The sequence below is a fragment of the Sphingomonas donggukensis genome, from assembly GCF_023674425.1.
In the GTDB taxonomy this organism is placed as follows: Bacteria; Pseudomonadota; Alphaproteobacteria; order Sphingomonadales; family Sphingomonadaceae; genus Sphingomonas; species Sphingomonas donggukensis.
The window spans coordinates 360,233-385,186 of record NZ_CP098401.1 but is presented as its reverse complement, the minus strand read 5'-3'; the positions used below and the strand labels follow the sequence as shown (position 1 = coordinate 385,186).

The following is a 24,954-nucleotide window of genomic DNA, read 5'->3' as shown; positions in this document are numbered from 1 at the left end:
CGACGTATCGAGAGGTGGGTGCCTCATGGAGACGACTTCTCGATACGGGCTCTCGACAAGCTCGATCCCTACTCGAAGCGAACGGCTTTGACGGAGAGGCTCACCGCGTCGCGTTATACTGCAACTGCTCCGCGGTCAGCTGGAAGCCCACCAGCGTCTCGAAGGTCGCACGCGCCACCGCCGAGCGCACCGTGGGGTCGGCGAGCGGGTCGAGGGCCGCATCTTCCTGGCCGGGCTTGCGCTGGCGGGTGATCTGGGCGCGGACGTCGGCGGGCAATGTCGCCGCGGAGCGGACGACGTAGCTGGTCGCGGTCGCACTGGTCTGCGCGCGCGACTGGCCGGCGGCGAAGCGGATGGCCACGCGGTTCACGCGCTTGGCGACGATCACCGATCCACCCTGCGTCACCACCGTGAAATACGGCAGCACGACTTCGCGCGCGCTGTCGGTGCGGGTGCGGCGGGCGAGCACGTCGAACGTCACTGTCGTCGCGATCGGGTCGGCGGCGTCGTTGCAGGTCGAGCGGACGTTGGTGATGATCGCGTTGACGTCGATCGCATCCGAGGTGCGCGCGCCGCTGGGATCGAACAGCGTGATGTCCCCGGTCGCGGCGGGCACGGCGACCGCCGGACACACGGTGCGAACCGCGGTGATGCCGCCCGACGAATCGATCTCACCGGTGCGCGAACAGGCGGTGGTGGCGAGGAGCGCGACGGTGGCGACGGCGACGAGGCTGCGGGAGATCACGTGAAACACCTTTCGAAACTCGTGCGCGACCGAACTCCCGCGCTGCGGCTTTGCGCTACCAAGCGCCTTCACCCCGCGCAAGCAATCGCGTAGAGGCGTGGGCGACATGACCGATCAATCCAAACCCGTCCTGGAACTGATGATCGCGGCGCCCCGCGGCTTTTGCGCAGGCGTCGACCGCGCGATCCAGATCGTCGAGCTGGCGATCGAACGCTATGGCGCGCCGGTGTATGTGCGGCACGAAATCGTCCACAACAAATTCGTGGTCGACACCCTGCGCGGCAAGGGCGCGGTGTTCGTCGAGACGCTGGACGACGTCCCCGACGGCGTACCCGTCGTGTTTTCCGCCCACGGCGTGCCCAAGGCGGTGCCGGCCAAGGCCGAATCGCGCGGGCTGTCCTACCTCGACGCCACCTGCCCGCTGGTCAGCAAGGTGCATCGCCAGGCCGAGCGGCTGGTCGCTGCCGGGCGCCACATCCTGTTCGTCGGCCACGCCGGCCACCCCGAGGTCATCGGCACGTTCGGCCAGGTGCCCGAGGGGTCGATGACGCTGATCGAGACGGTCGCCGATGCCGAGGCGCTGGCGCCGGCCGACCCCGAAAACCTCGCCTTTCTGACCCAGACCACGCTGTCGGTCGACGACACCGCGGCGGTGATGGCGGTGCTGATGCGCCGCTTCCCCAGCATCGTCGCGCCCAAGGCCGACGACATCTGCTACGCGACGTCGAACCGCCAGTCGGCGGTGAAGGCGATCGCGGCGTCGGTCGACCTGGTGCTGGTGCTGGGCGCCTCAAATTCGTCCAATTCGGTGCGGCTGGTAGAGGTTGCCGAGCGCGAGGGCACGCCCGCCCGGCTGGTCCAGCGCGCGACCGATCTCGACTGGGCGTGGCTCGACGGCGTCGGCGCGGTCGGCATCACCGCGGGCGCCTCCGCCCCGGAAGTGCTGGTGCGCGAACTCGTCGACCTGCTCGCCACCCGCTTCGACGTGCGCGAGCGCGAGGTCGAGACGACGCGCGAATCGATCGCTTTCAAGCTGCCGCGCGAACTTCAGGCGGCCTGACTTGGCCGTCTATACCCACGTCTCGGCGGAGGCGCTGGGCGATTTCCTCGCGCGCTACGACGTCGGAGAACTGGTGTCGGCGAAGGGCATTGCCGAGGGTGTCGAGAATTCGAACTACCTTGTCGACACGACTGCGGGTCGCTTCATCCTGACGCTGTACGAACGCCGCGTGGCCGCGGGTGACCTGCCCTATTTCATGGCGCTGCTCGATCACCTCGCAGCCAAGGGGCTCGCCGTCCCGCCCGCGATCAAGGACCGCGCCGGCGTTGCGATCCAGACGTTGGCCGGGCGGCCCGCGTGCCTGATCGCGTTCCTGCCCGGCGTATCGGTCAGCCACCCGACCGTGGCGCAGGCGCACGCGGCGGGGGAGGCGCTGGCGCAGATGCACGTCGCGCTCGGCGATTTCGCCGGCGACCGTGCGAACACGATGGGGCACGCGCATTGGCGCCCGCTGCTCGATCGGTGTGGCGACGGGATCGACTCCATCGCGCCCGGCCTGTTCATTCGCGTCGCCGCCGCGCTCGACGACGTGCTCGCCGCCTGGCCGAGCGACCTCGCGACGTCGGCGATCCATGCCGATCTGTTTCCCGATAACGTGCTGATGCTCGGCGACCGCGTCACCGGGCTGATCGACTTCTATTTCGCCTGCACCGATATCCGCGCCTACGACCTTGCCATCACTCACTCGTCCTGGGCGTTCGACGCATCGGGCGCGCCGATCGACCCCGCCGTGGGCCAGGCGCTGCTCGACGGCTATGAATCCGTCCTGCCGCTGACCGAAGCCGAACGCGCGGCGATGCCGGTGCTGGCGCAGGGAGCCTGCATCCGCTTCCTGCTGTCGCGCGCTTACGACTGGGTAAACACGCCCGCCGACGCGCTGGTGACGCGCAAGGATCCCCTCGCCTATCTCCGCCGCCTCGACTGGTACGAGGCGCATCCGAAAGCCTTTACCCGATGACTTCTGAGCTGCCCCATGTCGAAATCGCCACCGATGGCGCATGCAAGGGCAATCCCGGCCCCGGCGGCTGGGGCGCCCTTCTGCGCTTCGGCGGGGTGGAGAAGGAGATGTCGGGGGCGGAAGCCGTGTCGACCAATAACCGCATGGAATTGATGGCGGCGATCCGCGGGCTGGAGGCGCTGACGAAGCCGTGCCGCGTGACGCTGTCGACCGACAGCCGCTACGTCATGGACGGGCTGACCAAGTGGATCCACGGCTGGCAGAAGAACGGCTGGAAGACCGCCGACCGCAAGCCGGTGAAGAATGCCGAGCTGTGGCAGGCGCTGCTGGCCGCGTCGAAGCCGCACCGCATCGAATGGAAATGGGTGAAGGGCCACGCCGGCCACCCCGACAACGAACGCGCCGACCGGCTGGCGAGCGACGCGGCGCTGTCGGTGGGCTGAGCCGGTCCGGCGCTACTCCTGGGCGGCGCCGGGTCCGTTCTTCAGGATCGAATCGATCGCGTTCTGCGCGCTCGACCGGCTCTTGTAGCCTTCGGTCCAGAAGATCGTTTCGGCGTTGTATTTGAATTTGGCGACATATTCGCCCGCCTTGTTCTGCTCGATCACGAACTTGTGCGCCATGACGCCCTCCCGCTCCAGATGTTGCTAGACAAGGCTAGTCGCAAATCGCGCCGGTGAATAGCGGTCGAGATCGATCGCGGCGATCGTCGGGTCGGGGGCGCGGCCCAGCAGCAGCGCGGCGGTGACATGCGCGGCGGCCGGCGCGGTCTGGATGCCGAAGCCGCCCTGCCCCGCACACCAGAAGAAGCCGGGGACATCGGCATCGAAGCCGTACACCGGCAGCCGGTCGGGCGCGAAGCTGCGCAGCCCTGCCCATTTCCGCTCCAGCGCGGTCACTCGCCAGTCGACGACGTGTTCGAACCGGTCGATGGCGATGGCGACGTCCAGTTCCTCGGGCTGCACGTCGTGCGGATCGACCGGCGTCTCGTCGGTCGGGGAGAGCCAGAGTTTTCCGCCGGCTTCGGGCTTGAAGTAGAATTCGTGACCGATGTGGGCGACATGCGCCATGCCCGCGGGCGCCTCCGGATCGGTGCGCAGCTGCATCAGCGTGCGGCGATAGGGCTGGATACCGAGCGGGCGAGCTCCGGCCATCGCGGCGACCGGATCGGCCCAGGCGCCGGCGGCATCGACGACGATCCCCGCGGTCAGCGACCCGCTCGCCGTCTCCACCTGCCAGTCGCCGCCGGAGCGGGTCAGACCGGTGACGCCGGCGCCCAGCCGCACCTCCGCACCGCTGCGCTTTGCCCGCGACAGGGCCTCGGCGTGGAGCCCGGCGACGTCGATGTACGCGCAGCTCGGCTCCATCACCCCCAGCACCCAGTCTGCACGCAGGCCGGGAACATGCTCGGCGGGATCGACGCGCGACAGGGTGACGCCGGTGCCGTCGAATTCCGCCAGAAACGCGTCGATCGCCGCGGCCTCGTCGGCGCGCCCGATGTGGAGCGAGCCGAGCGGTTCGAGGAACCCGCCGTCGCGTAAAGGTGCTTCCGACGCGCTGGTCAGCGGCTGGATGCCTGCCCCGCCATAGGTTTCGGACCAGAACGCCGCCGAGCGACCGGTGGCGTGGTATCCGGCGACGTCCTCCGCCTCCAGCACCACGACCGAGGCGTGGGGCGCGACTTCGGCGGCCAGCGTCGCGCCGGCGATCCCCCCGCCGACGATGGCGATATCGAACCGACTCATCCCTGAACTCCCACGCGCGTCTCCAGAAAATCGTCGATCTCGACAAGCGCACGGTCGCGCACCGCGTCGCACTCGCGCAGGATCTCGTGCGCCGATTCGGCCCCGAAGCGTACCACGCGCACGTCGGGCAGCTTCGCCGCGACCGCCAGCGCCGCACGCGGATCGACCAGCCTGTCCGCCTCCGCCACCAGCATCAGCACCGGCGTCGAGAGCGTTGCGAGCGCCGGCGAGGCCCGCAGCAGCCGCGTCGATTCGAACCCTTGCACCACCCAGCGCCAGCTCGGCGGGCCGGTGATGAGCCGCGGATCCTGCTGCTGCCACCACAGCTCGTCGGCATAGCGATCGAGGTCGGTGGTCAGCAGCTTCTGGCGGGGGATCATGGTGTGGGGCCGCTCATTCCCCTTCCACGCCGGACGTGCGGGCTTGCCGAGGGCGCCGATCAGCCGGGCGACGCGCTCGCCGATCGCGGCACCGCCCGGTGCGTGCAGCCCGAGCATCGGCGCGACAAGCACCGCGGCATCGGGCGCGATCGCTCCTTCGGCAAGTCCGCGCAGCAGCAGATGCCCGCCCATCGAATGGCCGATCGCGACCTTCGGCCCCGTCACGCCCGCCGCCCACTCCGCCCAGAACGCGCGCAGATCGGCGATGTAGGTGGCGTAATCGTCGATATGGCCGACGTGCGGCGCAGGCGTCAGCCGCCCTGACCCCGCCTGTCCGCGCCAGTCGAAGGCGGTGATGCGCCAGCCACGGCTATGCCAGTACGCCAGCGTCTCGAGATACTTCTCGAAGAAATCGCCCCGTCCGGTCTGGAACAGGATCGCCCCCCGCTCCCGCCCCGCCGGCGCCGGCCAGTCGAAGGTGCGTAGCGGCCAGCCGTCGGGCGCGTGCCACGTTCCCAGCGTCGCGCCATCGGGCAGCGCGCGGCGGACGGGATCGGCGGGCGGGGACGGCGCGGGGTCGGTCATCCGCGCTGGTTACGTTTTCGAAAGAGGCTGCGTCTAGGACTTTAGGGTTGATGGGGGATTCAGTCGCCATAGCCTTGCTCGGCGCGCTCGGGCTTCTGCTGGTATCGGCCGGCATCGAGGACGCGCGCGTCCGCGAGATCGCCAACTGGAAGAATGCGGTCATCGCGCTGTTCGCCCCCGCATGGTGGTGGGCGGCGGGATACACGCTGTGGCCGGACGTCGGCGTGCAGCTGATCGTCGCCGCGCTCGTCTTCGGGCTGTTCGTGGCGGCGTTCGCGCTCGGCCAGATGGGCGGGGGCGACGTGAAGCTGATCGGCGCGCTGGCGCTGTGGATTCCGCCAACCGCGCTCGTGTGGATGCTGATCATCATGTCGCTGATCGGCGGCCTCGTCACGATCGTGCTGCTGATCGAGGCGCGCTGGCAGGCGAAACGCGAGCCGCTGGAGATCCCGTACGGCGTCGCGATCGCCATCGCGGCGCTGCTGTGGATTCGCGAACCAATATTTAACCACTTCGGGTGATGCTTAACGGCGGATCAACCGCTGCGACTGCGAAAGGCGCGTGAGGATAATGGACGGACGCAAGATCATGCTGCTGGTAGGTGCCCTGCTGATCGCAGGCATCACCGCGTTCATGGCGCGGAGCCTGATGATGGGCTCTGCGGCTCCCACCGCCGCCAGCCAGCCCGTCATCGACGGGCCCGAAGTGCTGGTCGCGACCAAGGCACTGCCGGTCGGCACGATCATCGACGCGACCGCGCTGAAGTTCCAGCCGTGGCCGAAGGAGCTGGTGGAGAACGCCTATTTCCTGCGCCAGGGTACCGACCTGAAAAACGTCGTCGGCACCGTCGTCCGCTTCCCGATTCCCGCCGGCCAGCCGGTCAGCCAGGGCGCGCTGGTGAAGCCGGGCGACCGCGGCTTCCTGGCCGCCGCACTCGGCGCCGGCATGCGCGCCATCACGGTGCCGGTGTCGGCCCAGACTTCGGTCGCGGGCTTCATCTTTCCGGGCGACCGCGTCGACGTCATCCTGACCCAGTCGGTCGCGGGCGGCGGCGACGGTCCGCCGCTGAAGGCGTCCGAGACGATGCTGCGCAACGTCCGCGTGCTCGCCACGGGCACCAAGACGGACAAGACCGTCGACGACAAGGGCAACACCATCGTCACCGACTATTCGACCGTCACGCTGGAGGCGACGCCCCAGATCGCGGAGAAGATCGCGGTCGCACAGACCGTCGGCTCGATCTCACTGTCGCTGCGCTCGATCGCAGACAATGCCGGCGAGCTCGAGGAAGCGATCGCCAGCGGCGCGGTCAACGTACCCGACGGCAAGAAGGCCGAGGCCGAGATGCTCGCCGGCGTCGCCGCCCGCCCGATGGAGGGCAAGGGCAGCTTCTCGACCGGTGCCGACGTCTCGCGCTTCCAGCGCTCGTCGGTCCCGGGGAAGCCCGGATACGACCGACCGTCGATGATGACGACGGGCGTGCCGATGACCACGCGCAGCTTCCCGGGTGCAGCCGCTCCGGTCGCAGTCGGTCCGATCGTCCGCGTCGCACGCGGCAATGATGTCACCGTGGTTCCGGTGGGGGGGAAGAATTAAGATGCGTAGCCAGGGATTCATCCGGCGCTCGCTCGCGGCCAGTGCCGCCGCCGCGCTGACGCTGAACGCGGCGGTGCCGGCAGTCGCCGGTCCCGGCGGCGGCCAGCGGGTCCGCGTCGGCCAGCCTGCCGGCACCCAGCGTCCGACCAGCGAAGTGCTGTTGTCGGTCGGCCAGGGCCAGCTGGTCAACCTGCCCGCCGACGTCACCACCGTGTGGACGTCGAACCCGGGCGTCGCCGACGTGTACGTAAGTTCGTCGCGCCAGATCAACGTGTTCGGCAAGGATTTCGGCGAGGCCACGATCTTCGCCACCAGCGCCAGCGGCGCCGTGGTCTATTCGACCAACGTCCGAGTCAGCCAGAACCTGACCTCGATCGACCGCATGATGAAGCTGGCGATGCCGGACGCGGATATCCGCGTGACCACGGTCGGCCAGCTTGCGGTCATCACCGGCACCGTCGCCTCGCCGACCGACAGCCAGGAGGCGCAGCGGCTCGTCACGATGCTGCTGAACCCGGGCATCGACATCTCGGGCAGCGCGCCGCTGAAGATCGGGGTGGTCAACCGCTTGCGCACCGCGACGCCGCTTCAGGTCAACCTCCAGGTGAAATTCGCCGAGGTCAGCCGCAGCTTCATCAAGAACATCGGCGTCAACCTGCAGACCCGCGACCTGACCGACGGCTTCCAGCTAAACGTCGCCAGCGGGCGCTCGGTCGGCAGCATCGGCTCGGCGAGCACCGCGGGCTTCCCGCTGCTCGACGCCTCGGCACGCTACGGCCTGCCGACGGGGTCGATCAGCCTGCCGTTCAACCCGGCGACGGGCGACTTCGTCCTGCCGAACACCGGCACCGCGTTCGACTTCTCGAAGCTCGCCGGTACCGAGCGCACCGCGATCGGCCTCGCCACCAAGCTTGCCGGCCTCGACATCCTGTCGGCGATCGACCTGGGTGAGACGGTCGGCCAGGTGACGACGCTCGCCAATCCCAACCTGACTGCGTTGTCGGGCGAAACCGGCACGTTCCTCGCCGGCGGCGAAATCCCGATCCCGGTCAGCCAGGGCCTCGGCGCCGTCTCGGTCGAATACAAGCAGTACGGCGTCAGCCTCGCCTACACCCCGACCGTCCTGTCCGACGGCCGCATCTCGCTGCGCGTCCGTCCGGAAGTGTCGCAGCTGTCGGCTGCCGGCGCAGTCACCATCGGCGGCACCTCGATCCCCGCGCTCACCACGCGGCGCGCCGAGACCACCGTCGAGCTGGGTTCGGGCCAGAGCTTCATGATCGCCGGGCTGATGCAGAACAGCCACGACAACCAGTTCAGCAAGACACCGGGGATCAGCGACATTCCTGTGCTGGGCGCGCTGTTCCGCTCGAACGGGTTCAAGCGCAACGAGACCGAGCTCGTGATCGTCATCACCCCCTATCTGGTGAAGCCGGTCAACGCCGCCGACGTCGTCCTGCCCACCGATGGCTACAAGGCGCCGACCGACCTCAGCCGCGTGCTGCTCGGCACGCTCGCCAGCGGCAAGTCGGGCGGCGACCGTCCCAAGCCGCAGATGGCGCAGCCGTCCGCGCCTCCGCCTTCGATCGGCGTCGTGACGCCCGCCCCGGTCCTGCCGGCGCGCGCACCGCAGGACGACCGCAGCGTCGTCGGTACGCTGCCGGCGGCCACGCCGACGCCCAGGAAGGGCAAGGACAAGAAGGATGCCGGCGGCGCGATGCCCGGCTTCAGCTTCAAGTGATCGCGCGCGTTAGGGAGAAGACGATGGCCCGTGGTTTCCGCATCCTGGCGATGACCGCATCCGCACTGGCGCTGGCCGCGTGCGGGACGCCCAATCGCGGCCTCGAATCGGTTCACCAGCCGGTGGTCGAGCGTGCCGACTATGCCTTCGACGTCGCGACCAGCGGCGGCGGGCTGGCGCCGGGCGAGGCCGATCGCCTCGCCGGATGGATGAGCTCGCTGCGGCTTGGCTACGGCGACCGCGTCGCCGTCGATACCGGCAACGGCGAGGTCGCGGTTCGCGATGACGTCGCAACCCAGGCGGCGCGCTACGGGCTGCTCGTGTCGGACGACGTGCCGATCACCACCGGCGTCGTGGCCCGCGGTACGGCGCGCGTCGTCGTATCGCGGATGCGCGCCTCGGTCCCGACCTGCCCCGACCACAGCCGCGTCAGCGGCATCGAGTTCGAGGGCAACACCCAGTCGAATTATGGCTGCGCGATCAATTCGAACCTGGCGGCGATGGTCGCCCGGCCCGAGGATCTCGTCCGCGGCCAGCCGGGCACGTCGGTGTCCGATCCGGCCACCGGCTACAAGGCCATCGAATCGCTCCGCAAGGCCGCGCCCACCGGCGCCGGCGGGCTGAAATCCGAAACCACGAAGGGCGGCAACTGATGAACGCTCCCTGGAATCCTGCGCGCAACACCACCCGCGAGCCTTTCGTCGCCTATGTCTGCGACGAGACCACCGCTGCCGCGATCCGGCCGATCGTGGTCGAACTCGGCTGGGCGGCGGAAAAGGTGCACAAGGGCGGCCTGCGCAATGCCGTGCAGTCGCTGTCGGTAGCCGCGAGCCCGAACATCCTGTTCGTCGACCTGTCCGAAAGCGGCGATCCGCTGAACGACATCAACGCACTGGCCGAAGTGTGCGAGCCCGGCACCGTCGTGATCGCGGCGGGCCAGGTCAACGACGTCCGCCTGTACCGCGACCTGGTCGCCAGCGGCATTCAGGACTATCTGCTGAAGCCGCTGAACCCCGACGTGCTGCGCGAGAGCTTCTCGAGCGCGCATGCGGTGCTGAACGCGCCCAAGCATGTAGAGGCTGCCGTCGAGCGCCCGCATTGCTCGACCGCCGTCATCGGCGTGCGCGGCGGTGTCGGCGCGTCGACGCTGTCGACGTCGCTTGCCTGGCTGCTGAGCGAAAAGGGCAAGCGCACCACCGCGCTGCTCGACCTGGACGTGCATTTCGGCACCGGCGCGCTGTCGCTCGACCTCGAGCCGGGGCGCGGCCTGACCGATGCGATCGAGAACCCGAGCCGCATCGACGGGCTCTTCATCGAACGCGCGATGGTGCGTGCGTCGGAGCGGCTGGCCGTCCTGTCGGCGGAGGCGCCGATCAACTCGCCGATCGTCACCGACGGCAGCGCGTTCTACCAGCTGCAGGAGGAAATTCGCGGCGCGTTCGAATGCACGATCGTCGATATGCCGCGATCGATGCTGGTCAATCACCCGCACCTGATCACCGACGTGCAGGTCGCGGTCGTCGCGACCGACTTCACGCTGGCGTCGGCGCGCGACACGATCCGCATCCTCGCCTGGTTCAAGTCGAACGCCCCGGCCACCAAGGTCGTCGTCGTCGCCAACCGCATCCAGCCGTCCGCGCAGCTCGAGATCAGCCGCAAGGACTTCGAGGGGTCGATCGAGCGCAAGGTCGACTTCGTGATCCCCTTCGAGCCCAAGGTCGCCGCGCAGGCAGCCAAGCTCGGCAAGCCGTTTGCCGAGGCGGGCAAGAACACCAAGACACTGGCACCAATCGCCGCGCTTGCCGAGCATCTGCTGGTGCTGGGCGATGCGGCCGACGACGCAGCTCCGGCTGCGGGCAAGTCGAAGGTGGCAAAGGGCGATGCCAAGGGCGGCGCCTCGCTGCTCGGCAAGCTTGGCGCGCTGACCGCGAAGCTGCCCGGCAAGAAGCAGAAGTAAGCCGACCGATCCCGCGGGCTGGCCGCGGGACGTGACGAAAAGGACCAGGTCCGCGTGGAAATCGTGCCGTTCGTGATGATGTGCGCCGGGGCCTTCCTGGTGCTGGTGATGCTGGCGATCGCGTTCAGCGGCCCGTCGGCGGCACGCGTCGGCTCGCGCCGGCTGACCGCGGTCAAGACGCGGCTGACGACCGATTACCTGACGCAGAACATGGAAGCGCAGGTCCGCAAGATCTCGATGGGTCGCGCCACGCGCATGGACCTGACGATGGGCCGCATCCTGCCCAACCCCGCGCTGCTGCAGAAGCGGCTGGCGATGACGGGCAAGGACTGGACGGTCGGCAAATACGGCATGGCGACGTTCGGGTTGGCGGCGTTCGTCGGGCTGCTGCTGGCGCTAAAGGGAGCGCCGGTGCTGCTGACGCTGTTCGTCGCGCTGTTCGTCGGTATCGGTGTGCCGCACGCGGTCGTCGGCTTCTTCATCAAGCGCCGCATCGCGAAGTTCACCGCGAAGTTTCCCGACGCGATCGAGCTGCTGGTGCGCGGCCTTCGCTCCGGCCTTCCGATCACCGAGACGATGGGCGTCGTCGGCCAGGAGGTCGAGGGTCCGGTCGGCGAGGAATTCCGGATGGTGTCCGACAAGATGAAGATCGGCCGCACGATGGACGCCGCGCTTCAGGAGACATCGGACCGCTTGGGCACGCCCGAGTTCCAGTTCTTCGTCATCACCATCGCCATCCAGCGTGAGACCGGCGGCAATCTGGCCGAAACGCTCGCCAACCTCGCCGAAGTGCTGCGCAAGCGCGGGCAGATGAAGCTGAAGATCAAGGCGATGTCGTCGGAATCGAAGGCGTCGGCCTATATCATCGGCGCGCTGCCGTTCATCGTGTTCGGGCTGATCTGGTACATCAACGGCGGCTACATGCAGAACTTCTTCATCGACGAGCGGCTGATGGTCGCCGGCGGCGGCGGCATGGTGTGGATGGCGATCGGCGCCTTCATAATGCGCCAGATGATCAACTTCGAAATCTGAGGGCCGAGCATCATGACCCCTCCCTCCGGTGGCCCCACCATTCTCGGCTTCGATGTCATCATGGTCGCGACCATGCTGGCCGGCGTCGCGGCGCTCGCGGTGATGTTCGCGATCTACACCGCGACCACGGTCAGCGATCCGATGGTCAAGCGCGTGAAGGCGCTGAACGAACGCCGCGAGCAGCTGAAGGCGGGCATCACCGCATCGACCAGCAAGCGTCGCGCGAAGCTCGTCCAGAAGAACGAGGCGACCGACCGCATCCGCGCATTCCTGTCGTCGCTGAAGATGCTTCAGGATTCGCAGGTGAAAGCTGCGCAGCACAAGCTGATGCAGGCCGGCATCCGGTCGAAGGAATGGGCCGTCGCTGTCATCTTCGGGCGGCTGGTCGCGCCGATCGTGCTCGGCGGGCCGATGCTGTACATCGTGTACGGGACCGACACGTTCGCCGACTGGAGCCCGCTGAAGGCGTACGGCCTGGTCGCCGGCACCTTCATCCTGAGCTACAAGGCGCCCGACATCTATCTGAAGAACAAGATTTCCAAGCGCCAGTCGGCGATCCGCAAGGGATTGCCCGACGCGCTCGACCTGCTGGTGATCTGCGCCGAAGCGGGCCTGACCGTCGACGCCGCCTTCCACCGCGTGGCGAAGGAACTTGGGCGCGCGTATCCTGAGCTGGGTGACGAGTTTTCGCTGACCGCGATCGAGCTGGGCTTCCTGACCGATCGTCGCCAGGCGTTCGAGAATCTGGCGATGCGCACCAATCTCGACGCGATCAAGGGCGTGACCACGACCATGATCCAGACCGAGAAATACGGTACGCCGCTCGCCTCTGCGCTGCGCGTGCTGTCGGCGGAATTCCGCAACGAACGCATGATGCGCGCCGAGGAAAAGGCCGCACGCCTGCCCGCGATCATGACGGTACCGCTGATCCTGTTCATCCTGCCGGTGCTGTTCATCGTCATCCTCGGGCCGGCTGCTTGTTCGATCAACGATGCGCTGCTGACGGGCTGAGGGAACGCCCGCGGGCACGCGCCGTTATGCTTCCGTAACGGGAGACGGATGATGCTGTTCACGACGACTTCGCAGTTCGCGGTGCTGGCGCTGTGCCTCGTCGCGGGCTGGATCTTCGGACTGGCGAGCCATCCGGGCGGCAAGAAGGCCAAGGCACGGCTGCGCGAAGTGCAGGCCGAGCATGACATCTACCGCAAGGATGCCGAAACCCGCGTCCGCGATGCCCAAGCGCGGGCCAAGGCCGCCGAGACCGAGCGCGACCGGCTGGCCAAGGCGGCACCGGTTGCGACCGCGGCACCGGTGGCAGCGGCGGCAGCCACGCCCGCTGGCGGCGGGGTTCGCGGCCTGTTCGGCGGCGAGCGCGACACCCTGTCGCGCATCCGTGGGATCGACGCCGATCTGGAGGCGCGGCTCCATGCCGAGGGGTTCCGCACCTACGGCCAGGTCGAGAGCATGTCGGTGTCCGACGAGCACGAACTGGAGCGACGGCTGGGCCTGTCGGCGGGCCGGATCGCTCAGGAGCAATGGCGCGAGCAGGCGGCGATGCTGGCCAGCGGCGCCGCCGACGAACACGCGCGACGCTACGTCTGAACGCGTCCCAGGGCGACCGGGAGGTACCGCTCGTCGACCAGGGCCAAGGCACGCCCCTCCCCGTCCAGCACGACCGCGCGCACCCGCAGGATGAAGCTGCCGCCCCATAGCCGTTCGCACAGCAGTGTCCGCCGGGTCGGGGCGAGCGACTGGATCGCCCGTCCGAACGGCGTGTCCCCGACGGTCAGCGCATGGTTGATCTCCGGCGTCAGTCGCGACGGCAGATACCAGAGGTCGGCATCCGACAGCTCTACCTCGCCATGCATCAGCCGCGTCGCGCGGTGCGCCACGACGTCGTTGGCGGCACAGCCGAGCAGGTCGCGGATCGCGGCATCGACGGTGACCGAGGTAGAACCGACCGCTTCCGCCCGTACACGACCGCCAGCGCGCCGCTCGAGCACCTGCGTGACGATGCCGCCGGACGAAAGCTCGCGCGCGAACGCGCCGAGCGGGTCGTGAACGTGTTCGGGCGTCATTTGGCGGCAAGCGCCGCCTGCGCCGCCGCGAGCCGGGCGATCGGCACGCGGTAGGGGGAGGCGCTGACGTAATCGAGGCCGACCGATTCGCAGAAGGCGATGCTCGCCGGATCGCCGCCATGTTCGCCGCAGATGCCGAGCTTGATCTCGGGGCGCGTCGCCCGGCCCCGCTCGGCGGCCAGCTTCACCAGTTCGCCGACCCCGTCTACGTCCAGGCTGACGAACGGATCCTTCGCGTAGATGCCCTGTTCGACATAGCTGGTCAGGAAACGCGCGGCGTCGTCGCGGCTGACGCCCAGCGTCGTCTGCGTCAGGTCGTTGGTGCCGAAGGAGAAGAATGCCCCCGCCTCTGCAATCTCCCCTGCGCGCAGTGCGGCGCGGGGCAGTTCGATCATCGTGCCGACCAGGTACTCGATCCGGCGCCCCTTGTCGGCGAAGACGGCTTCGGCGGCGGCATCGACCACGGCCTTCATCAGCTCCAATTCGCGCTTGGTACCGACGAGGGGGATCATCACTTCGGGCACCGGCGCGGCGCCCGACTTCTCGGCAACCTCGCACGCCGCCTCGAAGATGGCGCGCGCCTGCATCTCGTAGATTTCGGGATAGGTGACGCCCAAACGACAGCCGCGATGGCCGAGCATCGGGTTGAATTCGTGCAACTCCGCCGCGCGACGCTTGAGCGTGTCGACGTCGAGCCCGGTCGCCTTCGCGACTTCCCCGAACTCGGCATCCTCATGCGGCAGGAATTCGTGGAGCGGCGGGTCGAGCAGGCGGATCGTGCAGGGCAGGCCGACCATGACCTCGAAGATCTCGACGAAGTCGCTGCGCTGTTCGGGGAGCAGCTTTTCGAGCGCGGCGCGGCGTCCGGTCTCGTCGTTGGCGAGGATCATCTGGCGGACGCTGGTGATGCGCGCGGCGTCGAAGAACATGTGTTCGGTGCGGCACAGCCCGATGCCCTCTGCGCCGAATTCGCGCGCGGTGCGGCAGTCCTGCGGGGTTTCGGCGTTGGTGCGGACTTTCATGCGGCGGATGCCGTCAGCCCATTCCATCAGCGTGCCGAAATCGCCGACCAGCTCGGGCTGGATCGTCGGGACGGCGCCCGCCATGACCTCACCGGTCGAGCCGTCGATGGTGATGATCTCGCCCGCTTTCACCTCGCGGTCCCCTACCCGCATCACGCCCTTGCCGATCGAGAGCGATCCCGCCCCCGAGACGCACGGACGCCCCATGCCGCGCGCGACGACCGCGGCGTGGCTGGTCATGCCGCCGCGCGCGGTCAGGATGCCGCGGGCGGCGTGCATGCCGTGGATGTCCTCGGGCGATGTTTCGACGCGGACCAGGATGACGTCGTCGCCACCCGCCGCGGCGCGCTCGGCCTCGTCGGCGGTGAAGACGATCCGGCCCGAGGCGGCGCCGGGCGACGCCGGCAGCCCCTTCGTCAGCACGTCGCGCGCCGCCTTCGGATCGAGCGTCGGGTGGAGCAGCTGGTCGAGCGCGGCGGGATCGATCCGCGCGATCGCTTCCTCGCGGGTGATGAGCCCCTCGCTCGCCATGTCGACCGCGATCTTCAGCGCAGCCTTGGCGGTGCGCTTGCCCGAGCGGGTCTGGAGCATCCACAGCTTGCCCTGCTGCACCGTGAATTCGATATCCTGCATGTCGCGGTAATGGCGTTCGAGCAGGTCGAAGACGGCGGCGAGTTCGCCGTACACCTCGGGCATCGCCTCTTCCATCGAGGCGGGCTTGGCATTGGCGGCTTCGCGCGCGGCCTTCGTCAGATATTGCGGCGTGCGGATGCCGGCGACGACGTCCTCGCCTTGGGCGTTGATGAGGAATTCGCCGTAATAGGCGTTGTCGCCCTTCGCAGGATCGCGGGTGAAGGCCACCCCCGTCGCCGACGTGTCGCCCATGTTGCCGAACACCATCGCCTGCACGTTGACCGCGGTGCCCCATTCGGAAGGGATGTCGTTCAGCCGGCGATAGACCTTTGCGCGGTCGGATTGCCACGATCCGAACACCGCACCGATCGCGCCCCACAGCTGGTCGTGCACATCCTGCGGGAAGGGCCTACCCCACAGTTCGGCGACGATCGACTTGTATTCGTCGACCAGCCCCTGCCAGTCGGCGGCGGACATGTCGGTGTCGAGGTAGTAGCCGCGGTCTTCCTTGGCGATCTCCAAGGCTTCCTCGAACCGGGCGTGATCGAGTTCGAGCACGACGTCCGAATACATCTGGATGAAGCGGCGATAGCTGTCCCACGCGAAGCGCGCGTCGCCCGACACCTGCGCAAGGCCGGCGACGGTCGCGTCATTGAGGCCGAGGTTGAGGACGGTGTCCATCATCCCCGGCATCGAGGCGCGCGCGCCACTGCGGACGGACACCAGCAGCGGGTCGGCGGCGTCGCCGAAGCGCTTGCCGGTGACCCCCTCGATATGGGCGATGCCGGTCGCGACCTCGTCGCGCAGCGACGGCGGAAAGGCGCGGCCCTCGTCATAATAGACCGCGCAGAAGGCGGTCGAGATGGTGAAGCCCGGCGGCACCGGCAGGCCGATCGACGCCATCTCGTCCAGGTTCGCGCCCTTGCCGCCGAGCAGATTCTTGTCGCCGCGCCCACCGTCCGAAACCCCGCCGCCGAAGCGGTAAACATACTTGGTCATCGTCGCGTCCTGTGTGTGCGCGGGCAGCGCGAATGTTGACAAAGTTGACGGCCGAAACGGGGGGTCAGCCCTCGATCTTCGAGAAGTCGGCGACCGCGTGGACCGCATCGCGGACGCGGACGAGCAGGCCGAGGCGATGGGCGCGCTTGTCCGGGTCGGCATCATTGACGGTCACGCCATCGAAGAACGCGTCGATCGGTGCGCGCAGGGTTGCGAGAGCGGCCATAGCGGCTTCGAAATCCTCCTGCTCGACGGCGGTGCGTGCCTTGAGCTCGGCGAGGTCGAGCGCGTCGGCGAGCGCCTTTTCGGCGGGTTCGGGGGTGTAGGACAGGGACTTGTCGTCGGCTTCGGTGAAACCTTCCTTCTTCAGGATGTTCGCCGCGCGCTTGTACCCGGCGAGCAGGTTGGTGCCGTCCGGGGTGGCGACGAAGGCTTGCAGCGCGTGGACGCGGGCGAGCAGGCGGACGAGGTCGTCCTCTCCTCCGAGCGCGAATACGGCGTCGATCAGGTCGTGGCGGACGCCGGCTTCGCGTTGCTGAACTTTGAGACGGTCGATCAACAGAGCTTCTACCCGCGACGAAACTTCAGCATACGGCGCAAGCCAGCTTATATCGTCTGCGTAATAAGTACGAGCGTGATCAATTGCCCAGTCAACGAACCCGTTTCCCTTTAGTTCTTCTCGCGTGGCAGCCTTAGCTCTGAAGGCACGATCTAGATAATCTCTCACGTTAGCAGCATGGGCATCGGACAAACCGGCGCCGAACATAGGAGTTTCGATATCCCGGATTTCACCTTTAATGCCCGTCAATCTCTCGACCGCATAAAGATTGCGATGAAACCCGAATGTCTCAACTAGATTGACATAAGATATTTTTATCAGATCGGAAATTTTCAAACGAAGTTTACTCGTAAGTATTGCCGCTACAACCGCCTGCGCAGATTGTCTAATCCCATAAGGGTCACCCGACCCCTTGAACCAAATCCCGACCGCTGCAAAACCAACGACATTGTCGATTCTGTCTGCCACTTGCAGCAGGTTTTCTGGCTTATTTTCCCCATCAGCTATGATCTGAGAGGCGTTTTTATATAAACCTCGAACGGCCTGCGCATAAGGCGCGGCATACTGATCATTCTTGAGTAGGTAAGAACCTACAACTCCTTGCAGTTCAGGAAATTCACCGACAGTACCACTTAGAAGATCAACTTTACAAAGCTCTGCTGTCGACCATAGTCGCTTTAATTCAGGAAAATAAAGAGCAACTAACTCTTCTATAAGCCGCCCTATCCGCTCTTGTTTCTCCTGATAGGTTCCGAGCCCTTCAAAGTATTTTACATTGGCGAGGCGACGAGACTGTTCGCGAGGCTCAACTTTCAAATCTTGAGCCCAGAAAAACCGCGCATCGCTCAGCCGCGCGGCGAGGACCTTGCGGTTGCCCTCGACGATCAGCGCGCCGCCGTCCTTCGCGTCGATGTTGGCGACGCAGACGAAGGCGTTGGCGAGCTTCCCGGCGGCGTCGGTGCAGACGAAATACTTCTGGTTCACCCGCGCGGTCAGCTGGATGACTTCGGGCGGCACGGTGAGGAATTCGGGGTCGAAGCGGCCGAGCAGCGGCACCGGCCATTCGGTCAGGCCGGCGTTTTCGGCCAGCAGCCCCTCGTCGCGGATCAGCGTCAGGCCCGCCTTCTTCGCGGCCATCGTCGCGCCGGTGGCGATGATCGCGGCGCGCTCGTCCTGGTCGACGATGACGTGGCAGGCGCGCAGCTTCTCGACGTAATCGCCCGCCGAGCCGATCGTGATGACGCCGGGATGGTGGAAGCGGTGGCCGACGGTCGCGGCGCCGCTGGCGATGCCGGCGATCTCGCAGGGGACGACATCGTCGCCGAACAGCGCGACGATACCCTGCAGCGGGCGCACCCAGCGCAGGGATTCGGTGCTGGCGGAGGCATCGCCCCAGCGCATGGACTTCGGCCAGGGGAAGGCGCGGACGATCGCGGGGATCGCTTCGGCGAGCACGTCGGCGGTGGCGCGGCCGGGCTTTTCGATCACCGCGAACCAGATGCCGTCGCGGTCGGTCAGCTGGTCCTGGGTGAGGCCGGTCTTGCGGAGGAAGCCCTCCAGTGCCTGCGCGGGGGCGGAGGTCTTGGGGCCCTTCACCTCGTCGCTGACCGCCTCGGTCGCCAGCGGCAGGCCGCGCGCGATCAGGGTCAGGCGGCGCGGGGTGGCGTAGGTGGTCGTGTCCGTCGCGGTGAGGCCGGCCTTCGCCAGTTCGGCTGCGAAGAGCTTGGCCAGATCCTCCCGCGCGCGTGCCTGCATGCGAGCGGGGATTTCCTCCGAGCGGAGTTCGAGGAGGAAATCGGTCATCGGGTCGGGGCCTGAATGGGTTCACGCGGAGGCGCGGAGACGCGGAGGAGGGAAGAATGAGAAGAAATCGTTCTCGCGAAGGCGCGAAGGCGCGAAGGGGTTGCGGGCGCTGCTCCGGCTCGCGTCAGCGAGACTTTATCGCTTGCTGTACGCTCATGGATTAAAGGCCGCCGGCGCGGCGGGCGCGACATCTTCGCGTCTTCGCGCCTTGGCGTGAGCCTGCTCACGCCCCGCAGATCCTTTTCTTCCCGAGCCGCCGCCATCACGCTGCCCACCCGTTCTTCTCCATCCACGCCGCGCAGCTGCCCTTCGCGAGGTCGCGGACGCGGCCCATATAGGCCTGGCGCTCGGCGACGGAGATGACGCCGCGGGCCTGGAGCAGGTTGAAGACGTGGCTCGCCTCGATCGCCTGTTCGTAGGCGGGGATGGGAAGTCCGGCGGCAAGGCTGTTCTCGCACTCTGCGGCGGCCTTCCTGAACTGGTCGAAGAGGGTGTCGGTGTCGGCGACCTCGAAATTCCACGCCGACATCTGGCGCTCGTTCTCGAGGAACACGTCGCCGTAGGTCACGCCCGCATCGTTGAAGGCGAGATCGTACACGCTGTCCTTGTCCTGAATATACATCGCCAGCCGCTCGAGGCCGTAGGTCAGCTCGCCGGCGACGGGCTTGCAGTCGAAGCCGCCCATCTGCTGGAAATAGGTGAACTGGGTGACTTCCATGCCGTCGCACCAGACTTCCCAGCCGAGGCCCCAGGCACCGAGCGTCGGGCTTTCCCAGTCGTCCTCGACGAAGCGGATGTCGTGGGCCTGCATGTCGACACCGATCGCGGCGAGCGACCCCAGGTACAGCTCCTGCAGGTCGGGCGGGCTGGGCTTCAGGATGACCTGATACTGATAGTAATGCTGGAGGCGGTTGGGGTTTTCTCCGTAGCGGCCGTCGGTCGGGCGGCGGCACGGCTGGACGAAGGCGGCGTTCCACGGATCGGGGCCGAGCGCGCGCAGCGTCGTTGCGGGGTGGAAGGTGCCCGCCCCCATCCGCATGTCATAGGGCTGGAGGATCACGCAGCCGCGCGCCGCCCAATAGTCATGGAGCGTCAGGATCATGCGCTGGAACGAGAGCGGTCCGGGCGGGGAATTGGTGTCGGTCACGTGGCGGCGTTTGGCTTATGGGGCGAGCGAGGGCAAGCCTGTGGGCCGCGCGTCAACCACGATTGCGGATTGACAGCGCCGCCGCCCGCCCCACTTGTCGGGCGAAAGTCCCAGACGGAGTATGCGATGCCTGCCCTGAAGTCCCTGTTGACCGGTGCGATGACGCTGGCCGCGCTGTGTGCCCTGCCCGCCTGTGCCCAGCCGGCGCCGGCACCCAAGGCGACGCCGACCGCGGCGAACGATGCCGATCCGGCGCTGTGGGTGGTGAAGGACAAGGACACGACGATCTATCTGTTCGGGACGGTGCATGTGCTGAAGCCCGGCCTGACCTGGTTCGACGAGGCGGTGAAGTCGGCGTTCGACAAGTCCGACACTTTGGTGCTGGAAATGGTCGAGCCCGATGCCGCGACCATGCAGGGGATCGTGATGGCCAAGGCGATCGCCCCGACCGGCGCGCCGACCCTGACCCAGCGCCTGCCCGCCGACAAGCGCGCCGCCTTCACCACCGCCATCGCCGAAGCCGGCATCCCCGGCGCCGCCGCCGAGCGGCTGAAGCCGTGGTTCGCCAGCATCGCGATCTCGATGGTGCCGATCCGCAAGGCCGGATACGACGGCGATCAGGGGCCCGAGAAGATCCTGACCGCAGCGGCCAAGGCGGCGGGCAAGACCGTGACGGGGCTTGAGACCGCCGAGCAGCAGATCGGCTATTTCGACGGCCTGTCGGACGGTGCGCAGGTGACGTTCCTGACGTCGACCCTCGACGAACTGCCCAAGGGCGCGGCGACGCTCGACACGATGGTGGCGGACTGGTCGGCGGGGCGCACCGATGCGCTCGCCAAGACGATGAACGACGGGCTGAAGGATTCGCCCGAGGTCGCGGCGAAAATCCTCTACGACCGCAACGCCCGCTGGGCGACGTGGATCGGCGAGCGGATGCAGAAGCCGGGCACGGTCTTCGTCGCCGTCGGCGCGGGGCATCTGGCGGGCGACAAGAGCGTCATCGCCGATCTTGCGACGAAGAAGCTGAAGGCGGTGCGGGTCAAGTATTGAGAGGAAGTCCCTCTCCCGGCGGGAGAGGGAGGGAGCAGCGCAGCTGCGGAAGGGTGAGGGCAGCGGTCGTCACGGCCCTCACCCTTCCCATTGCCTTCGGCAACGGGCCCCTTCCCTCTCCCGATGGGAGAGGGAGTTAGATTTGCCATCGCGCGCCTTTCCCGCTATGGGCGCGCGCTTGTCGCGGCAGGGTCATCCCTGGAGGCTTGCCGGGCAAATATACGAAACACCAAGCGCAAGATCGGATAATTCTATGAGCGAACAGCTGAAGCTGTCGGCCGAGACGCGCGACCGGGCTGGCAAGGGAGCCTCCCGGGCGCTGCGTCGTGATGGCCGCGTCCCCGCCGTCGTGTACGGCAACAAGCAGGAGCCGCTGAGCATCAGCGTCAACGAGCGCGAGCTCGCCAAGATGCTCGGTTCGGGCCACTTCATGAACTCGGTCGTGATGATCTCGACGGGTTCGGGCAAGGCCGTGCGCACGCTGCCGAAGGACGTCGCCTTCCATCCGGTCACCGACCGCCCCCTGCACGTCGATTTCCTGCGCATCAGCGAGCACGCGACTGTCACGGTCGCGGTGCCGATCGTCTTCACCGACGAAGAGGACGCGCCGGGCATCACCAAGGGCGGCGTGCTGAACATCGTTCGCCACGACCTGGAGCTGGTCTGCGATGCCGCGGAAATCCCGTCGGAAATCCAGGTTTCGCTGAAGGGCCTGGAAGTCGGCGATACCATCCACATCTCGAACGTCACGCTGCCCAAGGGCACCGAATCGGCGATCGACGACCGCGACTTCACCATCGCCACCGTCATCGCCCCGTCGGCGATGAAGGCGGACGTGCAGGAAGCGCTGGCCGAGGCTGACGCCGAAGCCGAGGCGAACGCCGCCGAGCAGCAGGCCGAGGAAGCCGCCGCTGCCGAGGGCGAGGAGCCTGCAGTCGAGCCGAACGACGACGACAACGACGACGACAAGATCACGACCCAGAAGGACGACTGATCCGTCGATATCGACCAACCGGGGGGCGGGATGCGACGACGCATTCCGCCCTTCGTCGTTTTTGGGGAATTTGTTGATGCAGCTGTGGGTCGGCCTGGGCAATCCTGGCCCGGACTATGCCATGCACCGCCACAACGTCGGGTTCATGGCGGTCGATGCGATCGCCGCAACCCACGGGTTTTCCGCAGCGAAGAAGGCGTTCCAGGGCTGGGCGCAGGATGGACGCATCGGCGCGCACAGGGTCGTGCTGCTGAAACCGGCGACCTACATGAACGACAGCGGCCGCGCGATCCGCGCCGCGCTCGATTTCTACAAACTCGCGCCCGAAGACGTCACCGTCTTCCACGACGAGCTCGACTTACTGCCGCTGAAGATGAAGGTGAAGCGCGGCGGCGGCACCGCGGGGCAGAACGGGCTGAAATCCGCGGTCGCCCATATCGGCGCCGACTTTCGCCGCGTCCGCATCGGTATCGGCCATCCGGGGCACAAGGACCGCGTGACCGGCCATGTCCTGTCGAACTGGCACAAGACCGAGATCGAGCCATTGAGCGACTTGCTCGGCGCGATCGCCGCGGAGGCGCCGTGGCTGGCGGCGGGGGACGATGTGCGCTTCATGAACGAGGTCGCGCTGCGGCTGGCTGCGTGAAATTGGCAACATCTTGATCTAAATTAATCTATTTAGGGGAACACTGACGGGGGCCGGGCAGTTGTCGCGGTTCGTCACGAAGTTCCTCGCGGCTTCGCAGACGGGCACGATGCGCCCGCCGACGCCGGATTGTCTCAGTGCCACGCTACCGCTTCAACATTCACTCCCCGGGAAATCACCTGTCCGACGGCGAAGGGCTGGTGCTGCTGGACGATGCGACCGCGGTCGAGCGCGCACGCCAGATCGTGCGCGAGATGGTGGCGATCGACCTGCGCGAGGACGGCGTGGTCTGCCTCGCCCAAACCATCGAGATCGTGGGCGACGGCGGCAAGCCACTCGCCTCGATGCCCTTCGGCGACATCATCCAGATCATCCACGACGACATGGACGCCCCGCCCCGCCGACGCTAACCCGTGCCCGCATGACGACGCGCGCGCTGTTCCCGACCCAATTTTACGAGGCGCCGCTGGGCGACGACGCGCTGGTCGCCGAGCTGGCCGAGGCATGCCGCGAACTGGCGTCGGAGGACCGCGCGGGCCGCACTTGGTCGCGCGACCACGGCTACCGCGGCTATACCAGCTATGCCTCGCTCGACGACCTGCCGATGCGCGACCCGCGCTTCGCCGATCTGGTGCGGCTGCTCAACCGCCACGTGGCCGCCTTCGCCCGCGACTGCGGCTTTGATCTCGCGCGGCGGCTGAAGCTCGACAGTATGTGGGTCAACGTCCTGAAGCCCGGCGGCACGCATTCGGGCCACATCCATCCGCACAGCGTCGTGTCGGGGACGCTCTATGTCGCGGTGCCGCCGGGGTCGGGCGCGCTGAAGCTGGAGGACCCGCGCCTGCCCATGCTGATGGCCGCCCCCGCCCGCCCCGACACCTTCGTCTATGCCGAACCCGCGGAAGGCGGCGTATTTCTGTGGGAAAGCTGGCTGCGCCACGAAGTGATGCCGAACGCCGCGAAGCACGAACGGATCAGCATCAGCTTCAACTATCGGTAGGCGGCAGGCCACCGGTCTCGCGCGACAGCGGCGCACACGCTGGCGTCAACGCCCGCGATGCCCTATCGCGCGCGCCGACCTCCCACTTCATTCACGCGAAGGCATTTTCCATGGGTTTCCGCTGCGGCATCGTCGGCCTGCCGAACGTCGGCAAATCGACGCTTTTCAACGCTCTGACGGAGACGGCGGCGGCGCAGGCGGCGAATTATCCGTTCTGCACGATCGAGCCGAACGTCGGCAACGTCGCGGTGCCCGACCCGCGGCTCCAGAAGCTTGCCGCCATCGCCGGATCGGCCAAGATCATCGAGACGCAGCTCGGCTTCGTCGACATCGCCGGGCTGGTGCGCGGCGCGTCGAAGGGCGAGGGGCTGGGCAACCAGTTTCTGGGCAACATCCGTGAGGTCGATGCGATCGTCCACGTCCTGCGCTGTTTCGAGAACGACGACATCCAGCATGTCGACAACAAGGTCGATCCGATCGCCGACGCCGAGACGGTCGAGACCGAATTGATGCTGAGCGACCTGGAATCGCTCGAAAAGCGCGTGCCGGCGCTCGCCAAGAAGGCGACGCAGGGCGACAAGGAAGCCAAAATCGGCGCGAGCGTGCTGGGCCAGGCACTCGACCTGCTGCGCGAGGGCAAGCCGGCGCGGCTGACGGTGCCGAAGGATGGCGAGGAGGAGCGCGTGTTCAAGGCGTCGCAGCTCATCACCGCCAAGCCGGTGTTGTACGTCTGCAACGTCAACGAGGAGGATGCCGCGAACGGCAACGCGCTGTCCGAAAAGGTGTTCGCCAAGGCGAAGGCCGAGGGCGCCGAGGCGGTCGTGGTGTCGGCGGCGATCGAGGCCGATATCGCGACGATGCCGGCGGAGGACCGCACCGAATTCCTGGCCGAGCTGGGGCTGGAGGAAACCGGCCTCGCCCGCGTGATCCGCGCCGGGTACGAGCTGCTCCACCTGCTGACGTTTTTCACGGTCGGGCCGAAGGAAGCGCGGGCGTGGACGACGCATGTCGGCGCGAAGGCGCCGCAGGCGGCAGGCGAGATCCACACCGATTTCGAACGCGGCTTCATCCGTGCTGAAACCATCGCGTACGAAGATTACGTCGCGTTTTCGGGCGAAAGCGGCGCGCGCGATGCCGGGAAACTCCGGTCCGAGGGCAAGGAATACGTCGTCAAGGACGGCGATGTGTTGCTGTTCCGCTTCAACGTGTGATGTTTGCGCGTCTTAT

25 protein-coding genes are annotated in these 24,954 nt (G+C 67.3%); 17 read left to right on the top strand and 8 right to left on the bottom strand.

Annotated elements, in window-relative coordinates; all coding sequences use genetic code 11:
* Positions 1 to 100: 100 nt before the first annotated feature.
* On the bottom strand, positions 101 to 745 hold the full coding sequence (locus tag M9980_RS01815) for a hypothetical protein (protein ID WP_250752725.1): 645 nt from the start codon (positions 743 to 745) through the stop codon (positions 101 to 103).
* A 106-nt stretch (positions 746 to 851) separates the two neighbouring features.
* Here M9980_RS01815 and ispH point away from each other — a divergent pair, with 106 nt between their 5' ends.
* From ispH to rnhA, 3 genes are read left to right on the top strand one after another with little or no spacing between them, the layout of a single operon-like run.
* Positions 852 to 1,805, top strand: a complete 954-nt coding sequence (ispH, locus tag M9980_RS01810) for a 4-hydroxy-3-methylbut-2-enyl diphosphate reductase (protein ID WP_250752722.1) — start codon at positions 852 to 854, stop codon at positions 1,803 to 1,805.
* Position 1,806: 1 nt separating this feature from the next.
* Positions 1,807 to 2,763: a homoserine kinase gene (thrB, locus tag M9980_RS01805; protein ID WP_250752720.1), complete on the top strand. Its 957-nt coding sequence runs from the start codon at positions 1,807 to 1,809 to the stop codon at positions 2,761 to 2,763.
* Positions 2,760 to 3,206, top strand: coding sequence for a ribonuclease HI (gene rnhA, locus M9980_RS01800; protein ID WP_250752718.1), 447 nt, complete (start codon positions 2,760 to 2,762; stop codon positions 3,204 to 3,206). The genes thrB and rnhA overlap by 4 nt, the downstream gene beginning before the upstream one ends.
* A 12-nt stretch (positions 3,207 to 3,218) precedes the next feature.
* Here rnhA and M9980_RS01795 read toward each other — a convergent pair whose 3' ends face one another.
* From M9980_RS01795 to M9980_RS01785, 3 genes are read right to left on the bottom strand one after another with little or no spacing between them, the layout of a single operon-like run.
* Positions 3,219 to 3,386: a YegP family protein gene (locus M9980_RS01795; RefSeq protein WP_250752716.1), complete on the bottom strand. Its 168-nt coding sequence runs from the start codon at positions 3,384 to 3,386 to the stop codon at positions 3,219 to 3,221.
* 24 nt (positions 3,387 to 3,410) lie between these two features.
* The gene (locus M9980_RS01790; protein WP_250752715.1) at positions 3,411 to 4,508 is read right to left on the bottom strand and encodes an NAD(P)/FAD-dependent oxidoreductase; all 1,098 of its coding nucleotides are present in this window, start codon (positions 4,506 to 4,508) and stop codon (positions 3,411 to 3,413) included.
* On the bottom strand, positions 4,505 to 5,473 hold the full coding sequence (locus M9980_RS01785; protein ID WP_250752713.1) for an alpha/beta fold hydrolase: 969 nt from the start codon (positions 5,471 to 5,473) through the stop codon (positions 4,505 to 4,507). The genes M9980_RS01790 and M9980_RS01785 overlap by 4 nt, the downstream gene beginning before the upstream one ends.
* Before the next feature lie 50 nt (positions 5,474 to 5,523).
* On the opposite strand from M9980_RS01785, the gene M9980_RS01780 reads away from it, so the two are divergent.
* From M9980_RS01780 to M9980_RS01745, 8 genes are read left to right on the top strand one after another with little or no spacing between them, the layout of a single operon-like run.
* Positions 5,524 to 5,994 (top strand): A24 family peptidase, encoded by a 471-nt coding sequence (locus tag M9980_RS01780; protein WP_250752711.1) that lies wholly within the window; start codon positions 5,524 to 5,526, stop codon positions 5,992 to 5,994.
* Positions 5,995 to 6,043: 49 nt separating this feature from the next.
* Positions 6,044 to 7,069 carry a Flp pilus assembly protein CpaB gene (gene cpaB / locus M9980_RS01775; RefSeq protein ID WP_250752709.1) on the top strand — a complete coding sequence of 342 codons (1,026 nt, stop codon included), beginning with the start codon at positions 6,044 to 6,046 and terminating at the stop codon, positions 7,067 to 7,069.
* Position 7,070: 1 nt separating this feature from the next.
* Positions 7,071 to 8,807 (top strand): type II and III secretion system protein family protein, encoded by a 1,737-nt coding sequence (locus M9980_RS01770; RefSeq protein WP_250752707.1) that lies wholly within the window; start codon positions 7,071 to 7,073, stop codon positions 8,805 to 8,807.
* A 23-nt stretch (positions 8,808 to 8,830) separates the two neighbouring features.
* A complete protein-coding gene (locus M9980_RS01765) occupies positions 8,831 to 9,460 on the top strand; it encodes a CpaD family pilus assembly protein (RefSeq protein ID WP_250752705.1) in 630 nt (209 codons plus the stop codon).
* Positions 9,460 to 10,764 (top strand): nucleotide-binding protein, encoded by a 1,305-nt coding sequence (locus M9980_RS01760; RefSeq protein WP_250752702.1) that lies wholly within the window; start codon positions 9,460 to 9,462, stop codon positions 10,762 to 10,764. The genes M9980_RS01765 and M9980_RS01760 overlap by 1 nt, the downstream gene beginning before the upstream one ends.
* A 54-nt stretch (positions 10,765 to 10,818) precedes the next feature.
* Complete coding sequence (locus tag M9980_RS01755) at positions 10,819 to 11,796, top strand: type II secretion system F family protein (RefSeq protein WP_250752700.1); 978 nt, start codon at positions 10,819 to 10,821, stop codon at positions 11,794 to 11,796.
* A gap of 12 nt (positions 11,797 to 11,808) precedes the next feature.
* Positions 11,809 to 12,807, top strand: a complete 999-nt coding sequence (locus M9980_RS01750; RefSeq protein ID WP_250752698.1) for a type II secretion system F family protein — start codon at positions 11,809 to 11,811, stop codon at positions 12,805 to 12,807.
* A 48-nt stretch (positions 12,808 to 12,855) separates the two neighbouring features.
* A complete protein-coding gene (locus tag M9980_RS01745; protein ID WP_250752696.1) occupies positions 12,856 to 13,398 on the top strand; it encodes a hypothetical protein in 543 nt (180 codons plus the stop codon).
* Here the strand turns inward: M9980_RS01745 and M9980_RS01740 are convergent.
* The 4 genes from M9980_RS01740 to M9980_RS01725 all read right to left on the bottom strand — a co-directional run bounded on the left by M9980_RS01740 (position 13,389) and on the right by M9980_RS01725 (position 19,992).
* Complete coding sequence (locus tag M9980_RS01740) at positions 13,389 to 13,874, bottom strand: hypothetical protein (RefSeq protein WP_250752695.1); 486 nt, start codon at positions 13,872 to 13,874, stop codon at positions 13,389 to 13,391. The two genes, M9980_RS01745 and M9980_RS01740, sit on opposite strands and share 10 nt — an antisense overlap.
* On the bottom strand, positions 13,871 to 16,528 hold the full coding sequence (ppdK, locus tag M9980_RS01735; protein WP_250752694.1) for a pyruvate, phosphate dikinase: 2,658 nt from the start codon (positions 16,526 to 16,528) through the stop codon (positions 13,871 to 13,873). Before ppdK ends, M9980_RS01740 begins: the two co-directional genes overlap by 4 nt.
* Before the next feature lie 64 nt (positions 16,529 to 16,592).
* Positions 16,593 to 18,890 carry a glycine--tRNA ligase subunit beta gene (gene glyS / locus M9980_RS01730; protein WP_250752693.1) on the bottom strand — a complete coding sequence of 766 codons (2,298 nt, stop codon included), beginning with the start codon at positions 18,888 to 18,890 and terminating at the stop codon, positions 16,593 to 16,595.
* A gap of 262 nt (positions 18,891 to 19,152) precedes the next feature.
* Complete coding sequence (locus M9980_RS01725; RefSeq protein WP_250755026.1) at positions 19,153 to 19,992, bottom strand: glycine--tRNA ligase subunit alpha; 840 nt, start codon at positions 19,990 to 19,992, stop codon at positions 19,153 to 19,155.
* A gap of 171 nt (positions 19,993 to 20,163) precedes the next feature.
* Between M9980_RS01725 and M9980_RS01720 the strand changes: the two genes are divergently transcribed.
* From M9980_RS01720 to ychF, 6 genes are all read left to right on the top strand, one after another.
* Positions 20,164 to 21,087 (top strand): TraB/GumN family protein, encoded by a 924-nt coding sequence (locus M9980_RS01720; RefSeq protein ID WP_250752691.1) that lies wholly within the window; start codon positions 20,164 to 20,166, stop codon positions 21,085 to 21,087.
* A gap of 253 nt (positions 21,088 to 21,340) precedes the next feature.
* A complete protein-coding gene (locus M9980_RS01715; protein ID WP_250752690.1) occupies positions 21,341 to 22,081 on the top strand; it encodes a 50S ribosomal protein L25/general stress protein Ctc in 741 nt (246 codons plus the stop codon).
* A 76-nt stretch (positions 22,082 to 22,157) separates the two neighbouring features.
* Positions 22,158 to 22,727, top strand: coding sequence for an aminoacyl-tRNA hydrolase (pth, locus tag M9980_RS01710; protein ID WP_250752687.1), 570 nt, complete (start codon positions 22,158 to 22,160; stop codon positions 22,725 to 22,727).
* Between the two features lie 137 nt (positions 22,728 to 22,864).
* Positions 22,865 to 23,137, top strand: a complete 273-nt coding sequence (locus tag M9980_RS01705) for a DUF6894 family protein (RefSeq protein WP_250752686.1) — start codon at positions 22,865 to 22,867, stop codon at positions 23,135 to 23,137.
* An 11-nt stretch (positions 23,138 to 23,148) separates the two neighbouring features.
* Positions 23,149 to 23,727, top strand: a complete 579-nt coding sequence (locus M9980_RS01700) for a TIGR02466 family protein (protein ID WP_250752683.1) — start codon at positions 23,149 to 23,151, stop codon at positions 23,725 to 23,727.
* Positions 23,728 to 23,837: 110 nt separating this feature from the next.
* On the top strand, positions 23,838 to 24,938 hold the full coding sequence (ychF, locus tag M9980_RS01695; protein ID WP_250752681.1) for a redox-regulated ATPase YchF: 1,101 nt from the start codon (positions 23,838 to 23,840) through the stop codon (positions 24,936 to 24,938).
* Positions 24,939 to 24,954 lie beyond the last annotated feature (16 nt).

Coding starts and splice junctions, on each gene's coding strand:
- M9980_RS01780 (WP_250752711.1), top strand. CDS start 5,524: ATGGGGGATTCAGTCGCCATAGCCTTGCTCGGCGCGCTCGGGCTTCTG.
- glyS (WP_250752693.1), bottom strand. CDS start 18,890: ATGACCGATTTCCTCCTCGAACTCCGCTCGGAGGAAATCCCCGCTCGC.
- M9980_RS01700 (WP_250752683.1), top strand. CDS start 23,149: ATGACGACGCGCGCGCTGTTCCCGACCCAATTTTACGAGGCGCCGCTG.
- M9980_RS01720 (WP_250752691.1), top strand. CDS start 20,164: ATGCCTGCCCTGAAGTCCCTGTTGACCGGTGCGATGACGCTGGCCGCG.
- M9980_RS01770 (WP_250752707.1), top strand. CDS start 7,071: ATGCGTAGCCAGGGATTCATCCGGCGCTCGCTCGCGGCCAGTGCCGCC.
- M9980_RS01765 (WP_250752705.1), top strand. CDS start 8,831: ATGGCCCGTGGTTTCCGCATCCTGGCGATGACCGCATCCGCACTGGCG.
- M9980_RS01790 (WP_250752715.1), bottom strand. CDS start 4,508: ATGAGTCGGTTCGATATCGCCATCGTCGGCGGGGGGATCGCCGGCGCG.
- pth (WP_250752687.1), top strand. CDS start 22,158: ATGCAGCTGTGGGTCGGCCTGGGCAATCCTGGCCCGGACTATGCCATG.
- M9980_RS01740 (WP_250752695.1), bottom strand. CDS start 13,874: ATGACGCCCGAACACGTTCACGACCCGCTCGGCGCGTTCGCGCGCGAG.
- M9980_RS01725 (WP_250755026.1), bottom strand. CDS start 19,992: ATGATCCTGACGCTCCATGACTATTGGGCGGCGCGCGGCTGCGTGATC.
- M9980_RS01750 (WP_250752698.1), top strand. CDS start 11,809: ATGACCCCTCCCTCCGGTGGCCCCACCATTCTCGGCTTCGATGTCATC.
- M9980_RS01715 (WP_250752690.1), top strand. CDS start 21,341: ATGAGCGAACAGCTGAAGCTGTCGGCCGAGACGCGCGACCGGGCTGGC.
- cpaB (WP_250752709.1), top strand. CDS start 6,044: ATGGACGGACGCAAGATCATGCTGCTGGTAGGTGCCCTGCTGATCGCA.
- M9980_RS01795 (WP_250752716.1), bottom strand. CDS start 3,386: ATGGCGCACAAGTTCGTGATCGAGCAGAACAAGGCGGGCGAATATGTC.
- M9980_RS01760 (WP_250752702.1), top strand. CDS start 9,460: ATGAACGCTCCCTGGAATCCTGCGCGCAACACCACCCGCGAGCCTTTC.
- M9980_RS01745 (WP_250752696.1), top strand. CDS start 12,856: ATGATGCTGTTCACGACGACTTCGCAGTTCGCGGTGCTGGCGCTGTGC.
- ychF (WP_250752681.1), top strand. CDS start 23,838: ATGGGTTTCCGCTGCGGCATCGTCGGCCTGCCGAACGTCGGCAAATCG.
- rnhA (WP_250752718.1), top strand. CDS start 2,760: ATGACTTCTGAGCTGCCCCATGTCGAAATCGCCACCGATGGCGCATGC.
- ispH (WP_250752722.1), top strand. CDS start 852: ATGACCGATCAATCCAAACCCGTCCTGGAACTGATGATCGCGGCGCCC.
- ppdK (WP_250752694.1), bottom strand. CDS start 16,528: ATGACCAAGTATGTTTACCGCTTCGGCGGCGGGGTTTCGGACGGTGGG.
- M9980_RS01785 (WP_250752713.1), bottom strand. CDS start 5,473: ATGACCGACCCCGCGCCGTCCCCGCCCGCCGATCCCGTCCGCCGCGCG.